13 protein-coding genes are annotated in these 13,088 nt (G+C 32.7%); 10 read left to right on the plus strand and 3 right to left on the minus strand.

Annotation, left to right across the window (positions count from 1 at the left end):
* Window positions 1–23: 23 nt before the first annotated feature.
* Window positions 24–848 (plus strand): glycosyltransferase, encoded by an 825-nt coding sequence (locus FUA24_RS24105; RefSeq protein WP_148545911.1) that lies wholly within the window; start codon window positions 24–26, stop codon window positions 846–848.
* Here the strand turns inward: FUA24_RS24105 and FUA24_RS24110 are convergent.
* Window positions 845–1,666: a glycosyltransferase family 2 protein gene (locus FUA24_RS24110; RefSeq protein ID WP_148545913.1), complete on the minus strand. Its 822-nt coding sequence runs from the start codon at window positions 1,664–1,666 to the stop codon at window positions 845–847. The genes FUA24_RS24105 and FUA24_RS24110 overlap by 4 nt on opposite strands.
* 55 nt (window positions 1,667–1,721) lie before the next feature.
* Between FUA24_RS24110 and FUA24_RS24115 the strand changes: the two genes are divergently transcribed.
* Window positions 1,722–2,477 (plus strand): glycosyltransferase family 2 protein, encoded by a 756-nt coding sequence (locus tag FUA24_RS24115; RefSeq protein ID WP_148545915.1) that lies wholly within the window; start codon window positions 1,722–1,724, stop codon window positions 2,475–2,477.
* A 1-nt stretch (window position 2,478) separates the two neighbouring features.
* On the opposite strand, the gene FUA24_RS24120 is transcribed toward FUA24_RS24115, so the two are convergent.
* Window positions 2,479–3,237: a lipopolysaccharide kinase InaA family protein gene (locus FUA24_RS24120; protein ID WP_148545917.1), complete on the minus strand. Its 759-nt coding sequence runs from the start codon at window positions 3,235–3,237 to the stop codon at window positions 2,479–2,481.
* A gap of 88 nt (window positions 3,238–3,325) precedes the next feature.
* Here FUA24_RS24120 and FUA24_RS24125 point away from each other — a divergent pair, with 88 nt between their 5' ends.
* From FUA24_RS24125 to FUA24_RS24145, 5 genes are read left to right on the plus strand one after another with little or no spacing between them, the layout of a single operon-like run.
* On the plus strand, window positions 3,326–3,886 hold the full coding sequence (locus tag FUA24_RS24125; protein WP_148545919.1) for an L-threonylcarbamoyladenylate synthase: 561 nt from the start codon (window positions 3,326–3,328) through the stop codon (window positions 3,884–3,886).
* 50 nt (window positions 3,887–3,936) lie between these two features.
* Window positions 3,937–5,361 (plus strand): CCA tRNA nucleotidyltransferase, encoded by a 1,425-nt coding sequence (locus tag FUA24_RS24130; protein ID WP_148545921.1) that lies wholly within the window; start codon window positions 3,937–3,939, stop codon window positions 5,359–5,361.
* On the plus strand, window positions 5,354–5,806 hold the full coding sequence (locus FUA24_RS24135) for a GNAT family N-acetyltransferase (protein WP_148545924.1): 453 nt from the start codon (window positions 5,354–5,356) through the stop codon (window positions 5,804–5,806). Before FUA24_RS24130 ends, FUA24_RS24135 begins: the two co-directional genes overlap by 8 nt.
* A 1-nt stretch (window position 5,807) precedes the next feature.
* Window positions 5,808–6,821 carry a COX15/CtaA family protein gene (locus FUA24_RS24140; RefSeq protein WP_148545926.1) on the plus strand — a complete coding sequence of 338 codons (1,014 nt, stop codon included), beginning with the start codon at window positions 5,808–5,810 and terminating at the stop codon, window positions 6,819–6,821.
* 37 nt (window positions 6,822–6,858) lie between these two features.
* Window positions 6,859–7,374: an IS1096 element passenger TnpR family protein gene (locus FUA24_RS24145; protein WP_148545928.1), complete on the plus strand. Its 516-nt coding sequence runs from the start codon at window positions 6,859–6,861 to the stop codon at window positions 7,372–7,374.
* Between the two features lie 2 nt (window positions 7,375–7,376).
* On the opposite strand, the gene FUA24_RS24150 is transcribed toward FUA24_RS24145, so the two are convergent.
* The gene (locus FUA24_RS24150; RefSeq protein ID WP_148545930.1) at window positions 7,377–8,438 is read right to left on the minus strand and encodes a hypothetical protein; all 1,062 of its coding nucleotides are present in this window, start codon (window positions 8,436–8,438) and stop codon (window positions 7,377–7,379) included.
* Between the two features lie 120 nt (window positions 8,439–8,558).
* Between FUA24_RS24150 and FUA24_RS24155 the strand changes: the two genes are divergently transcribed.
* From FUA24_RS24155 to FUA24_RS24165, 3 genes are read left to right on the plus strand one after another with little or no spacing between them, the layout of a single operon-like run.
* Window positions 8,559–9,470, plus strand: a complete 912-nt coding sequence (locus FUA24_RS24155; protein WP_148545932.1) for an ABC transporter ATP-binding protein — start codon at window positions 8,559–8,561, stop codon at window positions 9,468–9,470.
* A 1-nt stretch (window position 9,471) separates the two neighbouring features.
* On the plus strand, window positions 9,472–10,296 hold the full coding sequence (locus tag FUA24_RS24160) for an ABC transporter permease (RefSeq protein WP_148545934.1): 825 nt from the start codon (window positions 9,472–9,474) through the stop codon (window positions 10,294–10,296).
* Window positions 10,297–10,325: 29 nt separating this feature from the next.
* A complete protein-coding gene (locus FUA24_RS24165; protein WP_148545936.1) occupies window positions 10,326–13,046 on the plus strand; it encodes a T9SS type B sorting domain-containing protein in 2,721 nt (906 codons plus the stop codon).
* Window positions 13,047–13,088: the final 42 nt, after the last annotated feature.

Consider the following 13,088-nt stretch of genomic DNA (forward strand, 5'->3'; position numbering starts at 1 on the left):
GATAGTCTTTTTAAAACTATAATATGAAATTAAAAGAAATACCTCCTTCACTATATCATAGCTTGCGGTTATCTTTAAAATCTAAAAAAGCGTTTAACGAAGATACCAAACAACGAATTCCTGTAATTGTATCTTTAACTACAATACCATCAAGAATAAAAGCGCTTCATATAACGATAAGAAGTTTATTGAACCAAGAGGTATTGCCTGAAAAAATAGTATTATGGCTAAATGATAGCTACCAAAATAACATTCCTGTAAATTTACAAAAGCTTCTTGGTGATACATTCGAGATAAGGTTTTCTCCTTATACTTTTTCTCATAGAAAATTGATTCATAGTATTGAAAATTTTCCAAATAGAATTATTATTACTTGTGACGATGATTTAATATACCACCCCGAAAGTTTAAAAGAATTATATCAAGAGCATTTAAAAAACCCAAATGTAATAATTGGCAATCGATGTAGGCGTATTACTTTTGACAGTAACAATAACCCCTTGCCTTATTTGCAATGGCCTTTTGCAAAGAAAACTTTTCCAGGAGAAAAACTATTAATGCCCGTAGGTGCTTTTTTAGTATTATACCCGCCAAATAGTCTCGACAAAAGATTCAACGATATTGAGCTAATTAATAAACTATCTCCTAAGAGTGATGATCTATGGTTTAAAACTACAGCATTATTGAATGATACTCTTAGTATTCAAGCTGAAAAAGAACCACCTAAACCTTGGCCAATCATTGGATCACAAAGCGTATCCTTAAAAAGTGTTAATAATAAATTAGATTATAAGCGTGTGCAGTGGGAACAGATTATTGAATATTTTAACTTTAAGTTTGAAAGTTAACTTTTAAGGATCCCGTATTCTGTCCAAACACGTCTTTCCTTTTTGGTAATAGCCCTTATTGCCAAATTTTTATCTATTGATTCTTGGTTTTTATAGCCCCTTGGATGATCTAAATGGAGGCATACGGCACTGTATCTAATTTGTTTAGATTTAATACCTAAATTAAACAGTCGTTCTCCAAGCTCTCTATCCTGTCCGCCGTATTGCATTCGTTCATCAAAACCATTAACTTTTAAAATATCCTTTTTCCAACCTGAAGCATTGTGCCCATTCCAACTAGCATTTGTTGGCGTAATATTATTTAGAAGTTTACTTTTTAACCCCTTAGCTGTTAACTTATTATTTTTAAAAGATGATTTTAAACCATTAGATTTTAACCAATTAAGATTAAAACACCGTTGCGATAAAATATCTTCTTTAGAAATTAACTTTGATATATGCATTGGTAACATAAAATACCCACCCGAAAGAAAATATCCGTTTTCTTTGTTCTCAAAATGAACCTGCACATAATCTTCTCTTGCAAGACAGTCTCCATCACTCATTAAAATATATTCAGCATTAGATGCGGAAATTGCTTTATTTAAAATTTGAGATTTCTGAAACCCATTGTCTTCGTGCCAAACATGAATGATCTTGTAATGAACCTTGGTCTTTATACGTTCTATTAGATCAAAGGTGGCCTGTTTAGAACCATCGTCTGCAAGTACCATTTCAAAATCTTTAAAAGTTTGAGCTTCATAACTCCAAAGTACCTTTTCTAACCAATCTTCAGAATTGTATGTACTTATTATAACTGAAATAGCAGGTTTCGACATAAAAAAATATAAAATCTTTGCAAAAATAATTAATTTCACCGATTATTAAATTTTTATGCAAAAACTTACCGCTTTAATTCCTGCAGGAAATGAAATCCATAACATTGAAGAAGTCATTAAATCTGTTGATTTTGCTGATGAAGTTTTAGTTGTAGATAGTTTTAGTGAAGATGGCACATATGAAAAGGCAAAGGAGTTTGCTACAAAAGTTTTAAGGCGAGAATATCAATATTCTGCTTCTCAAAAGAATTGGGCCATTCCACAAGCAAAATATGAGTGGATTCTACTTGTAGATGCAGATGAGCGTGTTACCCCCGAACTTAGAGCTGAAATCGAAAAAATATTAAGTGCTCCACCTGCAGATATCATGGCGTATTGGATAGGCCGAAACAACCACTTTATGGGAGAACGCGTAAATTATAGTGGTTGGAGAAATGATAAAGTAATTAGACTTTTTAAAAGAGATTTTTGTAGGTACGAGGATAAACACGTTCATGCTGAAATCATTGTGCAAGGTAATATTGGTAAATTAAAAGAAAAACTTTACCACAATACATATATTACTTTTGATCAATACATTTCAAAAATGAACCGTTATGCGTGGTGGCAAGCCAAAGATTACCATTCTAAGACCGGGCGATTAACGCCCTACCACTTTGTAATTAAACCGTTTTGGGGGTTCTTTAAGCATTATGTTATTCAAAGTGGTTTTAGGGACGGTATTGTAGGGTTTACAATAGGTTATATACAAGCCTATGTTATATTTATGAGATACGTTAAACTTTGGCTGCTAAGAAGAGACAGAAAATAGTTTACTTCCAAAATTTAATCCTTTTTTTAAAGCGTTCTTTTTTCCAGTACTTGTCTTGAAAGGCCTTGGTTTCTTTCCACATTAAGCCAAAAATTTCATCATAATTCTCACCAGTGCACTTTGCATATTCATCACTCATCACCTTTACCATAGATTTGTGTTTTGTTAACTTTGAAAAATTCTTAACTCTGGTTTTAAAATCCATAGCCCTAAATTCCATCCGATTTAAATCTACCAGATAAAACTTGTAAAACTCGCCTTCCTTTTTAATTAGAGTATTACCAGGAGAATGATCTAAAAAGTGAATACCATTTTCGTGCATTTTGTAAGTAAATCTTGTAAACGCTCTTAGAATGTTTTCGTAATCAGGAATATCAAAATCATGAATGAGATTCCTATATAAAAAATCGTAAGATATGGATTCACTAACGTAAAAGCTTTGTTTAAACAGTACTCCAGAATTAAATTCAAAAAAGGCCAGAGGTTGGGGTGTACCTATACCTTTTTCCAATAGTTTATTAGCATATTCAAAGGATCTCCTTGCTTTACTAGGTCTAAAAAAGGAATACACAATTTGGTTAATTGCATTAGGAATTTTAAATGACTTTACGTTTACACCTCTATCTTTTAAGCGAATGGTTTTAATAATGTTTCTATCTCCAAGTCCTCCATCATATTCATCAAAATTTGCTATAACATCTTCTATCTGAAGCCTTTCAGAGGAAGTTGCAAATTTTGAAAACACATATTTCTTACTCATTTATTTCTAGCAAACAAAAAATGCAAATTACAAAGTTTTAAAGAATGTGTAAAACTAATGTTAAATTTGCGAATCAATAAAGTTTAAGATGCAAAACGAATTACAAAACGCCATCAAAGCACTGAAAGAAGGCGGACTTATTTTATATCCTACAGATACAACTTGGGGAATAGGCTGTGACGCCTCCAATGCTGAAGCGGTAAAAAAAATATATAAGCTAAAGCAACGAGAAGACAGAAAAGCATTAACTTGTTTGGTAGCCGATGACCGAATGCTGAAAAAGTACATAAAACAGATTCCATTTGCTGCTCAAAACATTATTGATGTTACAGATAAACCTACCACTATTATCTATGATGAGGCCAAAAATTTAGCTGCTAACTTAATAGGTAAAGATGGTTCTATTGGTATTAGAATTCCAGATGATGAATTCTGCTATTGGTTATCAAGAAAGTTTAATGGTGCCATAGTATCTACCTCGGCTAATATTAGCGGGCAGCCCTATCCAAAATCTTATAAAGAAATTGCTGTAGAAGTTATAAAAGGAGTAGACTATGTCGTAAATTTGCACAAAGAAAAAATTTGCGCAAAACCTTCGTCTATTATTAAACTAACTAATTCTGGAATTGTAAAAATAATAAGAACGTAATACAAATATACGCTACACAATTTACCACCAGTTTTAGATTCAAACAGATAATGAATTACAAAGAAGCACTACAACATCCTGTCTTTAAAACAATAACTCAATCTGCAGAAGAACTTCAGCTTAAGGCCTTTGTTATTGGGGGATTTGTTCGCGATTTTATTTTGAACAGAGGAAACGCTAAAGATATAGATATTGTAGCCATAGGTAGCGGTATTGAATTAGCAAAAAGAGTAGCTCAAAACCTCCCAAATAAACCAAAAGTTCAAATTTTTAAAACTTATGGTACTGCAATGCTTAGGTATAACGAGATTGAAATTGAGTTTGTCGGTGCCAGAAAGGAATCCTATACTGAAAACAGTAGAAATCCTGAAGTTGAAAATGGAACACTTCAAGATGACCAAAACCGAAGAGATTTTACCATAAACGCCTTAGCATTAAGTGTAAACAAAGCTAATTTTGGCGATTTATTGGACCCTTTTAATGGTATTAAGGATTTAGAGAATAAAACCATTAAAACACCTTTAAATCCAGATATAACTTATAGCGATGATCCTTTAAGAATGTTAAGAGCTATAAGATTTGCTACGCAACTTGGTTTCTATATTGAAAATGAAAGTTTAGAGGCCATAACTAGAAATGCTTCTAGAATAAAAATTATCACAAAAGAACGCATTGTTGTTGAACTGAATAAAATTCTTGAAAGCCCAAAACCTTCAATTGGATTCTTACTTCTGGAAAAGACAGGGCTTTTAAATATAATTTTACCAGAACTTACGGCACTAAAAGGTGTTGAAGAATTAGAAGGGCAACGCCACAAGGATAACTTCTATCATACTTTAGAAGTCGTTGATAACATTTCAAAACATACTGACAATCTTTGGTTAAGGTGGGCTGCTCTATTACATGATATTGGCAAAGCCCCAACTAAAAGGTTTAGTAAAAAAGTGGGGTGGACATTTCACGGGCATGAGTTTGAAGGTTCTAAAATGGTATTTCACCTTTTCAAAAGATTAAAAATGCCATTGAATGACAAAATGAAATTTGTTCAAAAAATGGTATTCATGAGCTCCCGCCCTATTGTTCTTGCGCAAGACATTGTAACAGATTCTGCGGTTAGGCGATTGGTCTTTGATGCTGGTGATTATGTAGACGACTTAATGACGCTGTGCGAAGCAGATATTACTACCAAAAACCCTAAGAAATTTAAAAAGTATCATAATAACTTCAAGATTGTTCGCGAAAAAATCATAGAAGTTGAAGAAAGAGATCATGTAAGAAACTTTCAACCTCCAATTACAGGTGAAGAGATTATGAAAACCTTCAATTTAAAACCTTCAAGAGAAATTGGTGTTATAAAAGAGTTTATCAAAGAAGCTATTCTTGAAGGCGAAATACCTAATGAGTATAAGGCAGCCTATAATTTGATGCTAAAAAAAGGTAAAAAATTGGGTTTAAAAACAAACGTTAATGATTAAACTAGTTAGGACAAACTCTAAACACCAAGGCTTTATTGATTTGGTAGATCTTTTAAACGCCTATTTAAAAGTTGTAGATGGAGACGATCATGACTTCTATCATCAATTTAACAGTATAGACATGTTAAATCATGTGGTTGTAGCCTATGTTAACCAAGAACCAGTGGCATGTGGAGCATTTAAACCTTATGATTCCAATACTACAGAAATTAAACGCATGTTTACTAAAACTGATGCCAGAGGAAAAGGAATAGCGAGTCTTATATTAAAGGAATTAGAAACCTGGTCTAAAGAGGAAGGTTATCAATCTTGTGTTTTGGAAACGGGTAAAGAGCAAATAGATGCGGTATCATTTTACAAGAAATTGAATTACAAGGTAATTCCCAACTACGGGCAATATAAAGACATTGAAAACAGTATTTGTTTTAAGAAAAATTTAGTTTAGTATGAAGGATAACAAAAAAGTAATTTACTGGTTATTAACGGGATGCTTTTTAATATTTGTAATGGTGGTTGTTGGTGGTATTACAAGGTTAACACATTCTGGTTTGTCCATATCAAATTATAAGTTAATTTCGGGAACTATCCCTCCAATGAATGCGACTGAATGGGAAGAGGCTTTCGAATTATATAAGCAATATCCAGAATATCAAAAATTAAACAATCACTTTACACTTCAAGATTTTAAAGATATTTATTTCTGGGAATGGTTACATAGAGTCATAGGAAGATTTATTGGTGTTGTTTTCTTTATCCCATTTTTATATTTCTTATTAAAAAAACAGCTAACTAAACCAACCATAAAAAAGTCTATCATTTTATTATGCATGGGCGCCTTTCAAGGGTTTTTGGGCTGGTATATGGTAAAAAGTGGCTTGGTAGACAGGCCAGATGTAAGCCATTATAGACTTGCCGCTCACCTTACTACCGCCTTCATAACATTTGCCTACACCTTTTGGGTAGCCTTAGATTTAATGTTTCCAAACAAAAAAGAGGTTAACTTAAAATTTAGAAACTTAATTCGAGTGGGTTTAGCCATTTTGTTACTTCAAATTATTTATGGTGCCTTTGTTGCCGGTTTAGATGCAGGATTTATTCATAATCATTGGCCAATGATGAGTGAAGGTAAATTTATGCATCAAACAGTATACATTGAGCAAGAACCATTACTCATGAATTTTATAGAAGGGAAAAGCGGCGTGCAATTTGTGCATAGAACACTGGCCTATATTGTTGTAATTTTCATAATTGTAATTTGGCAAAAGTCTAAAAAGCTTAAGCTTTCAACGTACCAAACAAAAGGAATTAACACCTTATTAGTTGTACTTGCCATTCAATTTTTATTAGGCGTTTTCACCATACTTTTACAAGTACCAGTTTGGTTAGGAGTAGCGCATCAAGTAGGAGCATTTTTCTTATTAAGTGCAATGACTTTTACCTTACACAGATTTACCAAGTAATAGAAAAAATAGTAACTTTGCCCTATAATTTTTTATCATGATTTACAGATTTAGAGTAATACTAGACAATGATACGGAGGATGCAGATATTTTTCGTGATTTAGAAATTAGAGAAACCGATTCTTTAGAAGATTTACACAATATCATTACCCAATCATTTGGTTTTGATGGTAGTGAAATGGCTTCTTTCTATTTAAGCAACGATCAATGGGATCAAGGTGAAGAAATTTCTTTATTTGATTTAAGTGATAATGGTGGCGCTCGCCTAATGAATGAAACGCCTATAAATGATGTCGTTCATGAAGCTAGTCCCAAACTTATTTATGTTTATGACTTTCTAAGTATGTGGACTTTCTACGTAGAACTTGCCGAAATTGTTGACGAAGCTGAAAGTACCGACTATCCTAATCTTATGTTTGTTCATGGACAGATTCCTGACACAGCCCCAGACAGAATGTTTCAAGCAGACATGGATGAAGATCTAAATGAATTTGAAGATGGTTTTGACGTAAATGATTATGATAATTTAGATTTTGACGAAAACTGGAATTAAGCTTAGATTATTTCCATTGGGTTAACGTTCTCATAATTGGTGGTTAAAAATTCTAACCCACATTTTAGAATCTCGCCCATATTATTGCAAGCCAAAAACTTCTTCTCCTTAGAGTATCGGTAAATATCGTTTTTTAGTAACGCTATATGTTCTGGTGTAGATATATTATCATCTTTCATACAAGATAATAAAGCATCAATCCTATCATTAAAACTCTTTAAACGCTTAACTAAAATGGAGCGTTCTTCTGTTTTATATTGATCTATAGATAGCTTTTTTAGTATGGCGGAAACCATTTGAACAATAGTTAAGTTCTCCTTAAAGAATTGTGGTCGGTAAATATTATATTTTCCTTCATAAGACTGTTGATCAAAATCTATGGCTCTAATTTTGTAAACCACATGATCAAAATCATGAGTAGGTACAATAACATAATTGTAAGAGCGCATATCTCCCAAAAGTCTAATCATACAACGCTCATTAAACTTAACAAATTCCTTTGCAATTTGAGCCTTTTCAGATTTACTACAATGAGGCAACATGTGTTTTATAAAAACATCACCTGGAATACCAGAAATGTGCTCTTCAATTAGGGTATCTCCATGAACCAAAAAGTTCAAATTATACGGTGATAACATGTGCTCTAATTCAAGACCATATATTCTTGAAGCATCAGCAGTTTTTATATAGAAATAAGTAAAGTTATCATTTAAAATATTTCTAATCTTAATTCTAAAAGGTCTTGAGTTTCCGAATGTACAATAATCAATAGCATCAACACTCAAAAAAGGGTGTGCCTCTTCATTACCATCAGAATGAAAAATAGTATAAACCTTCTTTAAAGACATTTCAATTTCCTCGCGCTCATAGTCATTGTAATATACTCTTACCCAAAGCGTATCATTATCATCATCATCATAAACAACCACAGAACCTTGAAAGCGCAACAAGTCTTCATAAAAAATAGGGATCTCTATTATTCTGTTATATTCATCTAAGTATTTCCCTAATTTTTTACTTACCGGATATGACGGTTTTCGCTTTGATATCTTTAAATCCTTCATACTGTAAATTTAGTTAATTTTAAAGGTTTTTATATCACGATGTAACAAAATTTAAAGAGCTTCGTCTTACCCATATAACTAACCAATGCTAATCTATTTTAGCATATAAAATGTTACAATTTGGAATCCATTCTTACAATTAACAACCTCACCAAGAAATTTGGGTATTTAACAGCAGTAAAAGACTTATCATTCACCATTAACAAAGGCAATGTTTACGGTATTCTAGGACCTAACGGAAGTGGAAAATCAACAACCTTAGGTATTGTTTTAAATGTAGTTAATAAAACATCTGGCGATTTTCATTGGTTTGATGGTACTACCACAACACATGATGCCCTTAAAAAAGTAGGCGCTATAATTGAGCGCCCTAACTTTTACCCTTATATGTCTGGATACGATAACTTAAAACTTGTATGTAAGATAAAGGGGGTTGATTATAGTAAGATTGATGAAAAATTAGAAGTCGTAGGCCTATTAGACCGAAAGGACAGTAAATTCAAGACATTTTCTCTAGGTATGAAACAACGCTTGGCTATTGCTTCTGCCCTTTTAAACGATCCGGAAATCTTAATCTTAGATGAACCAACAAATGGATTGGATCCTCAAGGAATTCATCAAATAAGAGAAATTATAAAGCAAATTGCAGCTAAAGGAACAACGATATTATTAGCTTCTCACTTACTTGATGAAGTTGAAAAAGTATGTTCTCATGTTGTGGTGTTAAGAAAAGGCGTAAAACTTTATGCAGGAAGAGTAGATGAAATGATATCAAGTCATGGATTCTTTGAACTTAAATGTAACGACCAGGACAAATTAAAGGCGCTTTTAGAAAACCATTCCTCTTTCGGAAATATTAAAATTGAAGAAGATTTAATAACAGCGTTTTTAAATGAGCCTATGCAATCTGATGATTTTAATAAATTTCTTTTTGAAAAAGGCATTGTACTTACACACCTAGTACAACGTAAAGAAAGTTTAGAAGAACAGTTCCTTCAGTTAACCGATAACCAAACTAACCAAAACCAATAACATGTTAAGATTACTAAATTTAGAGCTACAAAAGCTTCTCTTAAATAGAACCAGTAAAATACTAATTTTTGTATCGTTTATTTTACCATTTTTTGTGATACTGTTGTCATCATTAAAAATCAATGTTTTTGGTTTCTTTACACTTGAATTGGGTGAACTAGGTATTTTTAATTTCCCAATAATATGGCATTTGACAACGTTTTTTGCTTCTCAGTTCAAATTCTTTTTTGCTATTGTTGTGGTAAGCATGATTGGTAACGAATACAGTAATAAAACTATAAAACAGAACCTTATTGATGGATTAAGTAAAAAGGAATTTATCCTTTCAAAGTTCTATACTATAATTTTCTTTTCTTTAGTTTCAACCATACTTATTTTTATTATTTCATTGTGTATAGGGCTCTATTATTCTAGTTATAATGAGTTTTCTATAATTATTAAAGAAACTGAATTTTTAGCAGCGTATTTTGTTAAGCTTATAGGGTTCTTTAGCTTGTGCTTATTCTTTGGTATGTTGGTAAAACGTTCTGCCTTTGCTTTAGGGTTTTTGTTCATTTTATACATTCTAGAATGGATCATATTTGGCATTATAGCGTGGCGTTCTAACACAGACTTAGCGGAAAAAATTCAAAACTTTTTTCCATTAAAATCAATGTACAAACTCATAGACCAGCCGTTTCAAAGAATTGCAATGACAAAATTTCCAGATAAAGCAAATTTAGCTTATGATTATGGAGCTCATGGATATGAAATCCTTATAGTTTTGGGTTGGACAGCCTTATTTATCTTTTTATCGTTTAGATTATTGAAAAAGCGTGATTTATAATATCTTTGGTAGCCTAGTGCTATCGAAGAATGAGAAAAATTACCACCTTAGTATTTTTTTGCAGCCTCTGTACGCTTGTTTTTTCACAAAGACAAGCGTCTAACTGGTACTTCGGGTATGGTGCAGGTATTGAATTTAACTTAACCACAAATTCGATAAACACTGTAAACACAAGTCAGTTGTGGACAAATGAAGGGTGTTCTTCTATCTCAGATGAATACGGTAACCTATTATTTTATACAGAAGGTTCCAGAGTTTGGAACAGGAACCATACCCAAATGGGAAACGGTTTTGGTTTATTTGGAGATAATTCTAGTACACAATCTGCCATTATTGTACCCAAACCGAATGACCCCGATATTTATTACATATTTACGGTAGACACTACGGTTGGTTTTGATCCAGATAACGGGTTCAATTACTCAGTGGTAGATATGACTTTAGACGGTGGATTGGGAGGCGTTGTGCAGAAAAATGTAAACCTCTTACCGCATTGTTCGGAAAAATTAACTGCGGTTTTAAAAGATTGTATTACCAAGTCCATTTGGGTAATTACATTAGCCTCGGAAGATGGAATAAGTAATTTGTACAACACTTTTTATGCATATGAAGTTAACGATTCCGGAGTTAATCCAACTCCTGTAAAAACTACCTTTCCAACATTATTTCCTTCAGATAGACGTGGATATCTTAAGTTATCTCCCGACGGAACAAAATTAGTGGCCGCCCATGTTAGAGATGGTATGGAGGTATATGACTTTGATACCACCACTGGAATAGTTAGTAACCCCATTGCGTTAACTATTAATAGTAGCACAAGTCCGTTTCCTTATGGTGTGGAATTTTCACCGAATAGTCAGTTATTGTATGTTCATGCAAGTAATAATTACTTCGACCCAGAAAATTTTCAAAACAATGAAATTGCCACTAATCATACATCCGTTTTATCACAGTTTAATTTAGTTGCTCCAGATATTCAGGCTTCTCAAGTGATTTTAGATGATAGAACTCTTTACAGAGGAGGACTTCAATTAGGTCCTAACGGAAAGATTTACAGAGCTCTAAGTGAAACTTACAACCGTGGGCTACCATATTTAGGAGTTATAAACAATCCAAATAATGTTGGTACAGCCTGTAATTACCAACACAACGCCTTAAGTTTAGGTGGCAATGAATCTTCTCAAGGGTTACCACCTTTTATCGCTTCGTTTTTTAATCAACAAATTGATATTATAAAAAATGGGAGAAGCGCCACTAATTTAGATTTATGCGATGGTGATATTTATACTTTAACATCCGTTGATATTCCAGGCGCTACATATACTTGGACAAGAGACGAAATTCTATTAGCAGACACGGATTTCGATTTGGAGGTTACAGAAGCAGGTCATTATGAAGTTTATATAGACCCAAAAAACGGAGATTGTGCAATAGAAGGTGGTGCTTTTGTAGTATATAATGACAACCCAATTGCCAACAATCACACAATTCTTCAGTGTGATGAAGATGGAACTCCAGATGGATTTACACTTTTTAATTTGAATGAGGCTATTATAGATATTAATGAAAGTGATAATACCTTGACCCTCTTTTACCTAGATGCAGCAAGAACGCAACGCATAAATGCTAGTTCTTACACCAATATTAGTAACCCTCAAACTATATATGTTCAAGTTTTAAATGAGAGAACAAGATGTTCAGACTATTCCCAACTCACTCTAGAAGTTAGTGCAACAGATTCCAATAATGTTTCTATGGAAACTTGTGATGATGATGGTACTGAAGATGGTTTTCACCTATTTAATCTAGAAACTTTAAATAACGAAGTTGTTAATGGATTACCATCTGGACTTTCAATAGCCTATTATGAAACTTTAGACGATGCGCTCTTAGAACAGAAAAAATTAGGGAATTCTTATACCAATACTACACCTAATTATCAAATAATCTATGCAAGAGTAGAAAATGATAATAACTGTTACGGTATAAGTGAAGTGGAACTAACGGTAAACCCACTACCCAAAATAGAAACCGAGGCAACTGCAATATATTGTCTTAATAGGTTTCCGATACCCATTTCAATAGATGCAGGTATTATTAATGATGATCCTAATAATTATGCCTATAACTGGTCTAATGGACAAAATACCTATAGTATTAATGTTAATGAAGCAAAAGATTACGAAGTCGAAATAATTAATACCATTACCAAATGTTCTAAGATTAGAACAGTAACCGTAATTCCCTCTAATATTGCAACAATTGATGATATCGAAGTTATTGATGCTACCCAAAATAATATGGTAACTGTTATTGCCTCTGGTGAAGGAGAATACCAATACCAATTACTTGATGAGAACGGCTATATCCGAGTCTTTTTTCAGGATAGCAATGTGTTTGAAAACGTTTTTCCAGGCTTTTATTCGGTTCAAGTTAGAGATTTGAAAAACGACTGTGGTATTACCAATTCAGACAAATTTAGTGTTATTGGCTTCCCCAAATTTTTTACTCCAAATAATGACGGACAAAATGATACCTGGCAAGTTTATGGTGTATCTAGTATGTTTCAACCTAATAGTAAAATTCAAATTTTTAATAGGTACGGTAAATTGGTTAAAGAAATTACGCCATTAGGCGATGGTTGGGACGGTTCTATAAACGGTGAAAGATTACCATCTGATGATTATTGGTTTTTAGTTAAACTACAAGATGGAAGGGTTTTCAGAAGTCATTTTACACTTAAAAACTGAATTAGGTTTTTATTAAGAATTTAAACACAATAAATATTTAAT

The organism is Seonamhaeicola marinus (genome assembly GCF_008085455.1).

Coding starts and splice junctions, on each gene's coding strand:
- FUA24_RS24105 (WP_148545911.1), top strand. CDS start 24: ATGAAATTAAAAGAAATACCTCCTTCACTATATCATAGCTTGCGGTTA.
- FUA24_RS24110 (WP_148545913.1), bottom strand. CDS start 1,666: ATGTCGAAACCTGCTATTTCAGTTATAATAAGTACATACAATTCTGAA.
- FUA24_RS24115 (WP_148545915.1), top strand. CDS start 1,722: ATGCAAAAACTTACCGCTTTAATTCCTGCAGGAAATGAAATCCATAAC.
- FUA24_RS24120 (WP_148545917.1), bottom strand. CDS start 3,237: ATGAGTAAGAAATATGTGTTTTCAAAATTTGCAACTTCCTCTGAAAGG.
- FUA24_RS24125 (WP_148545919.1), top strand. CDS start 3,326: ATGCAAAACGAATTACAAAACGCCATCAAAGCACTGAAAGAAGGCGGA.
- FUA24_RS24130 (WP_148545921.1), top strand. CDS start 3,937: ATGAATTACAAAGAAGCACTACAACATCCTGTCTTTAAAACAATAACT.
- FUA24_RS24135 (WP_148545924.1), top strand. CDS start 5,354: ATGATTAAACTAGTTAGGACAAACTCTAAACACCAAGGCTTTATTGAT.
- FUA24_RS24140 (WP_148545926.1), top strand. CDS start 5,808: ATGAAGGATAACAAAAAAGTAATTTACTGGTTATTAACGGGATGCTTT.
- FUA24_RS24145 (WP_148545928.1), top strand. CDS start 6,859: ATGATTTACAGATTTAGAGTAATACTAGACAATGATACGGAGGATGCA.
- FUA24_RS24150 (WP_148545930.1), bottom strand. CDS start 8,438: ATGAAGGATTTAAAGATATCAAAGCGAAAACCGTCATATCCGGTAAGT.
- FUA24_RS24160 (WP_148545934.1), top strand. CDS start 9,472: ATGTTAAGATTACTAAATTTAGAGCTACAAAAGCTTCTCTTAAATAGA.
- FUA24_RS24165 (WP_148545936.1), top strand. CDS start 10,326: ATGAGAAAAATTACCACCTTAGTATTTTTTTGCAGCCTCTGTACGCTT.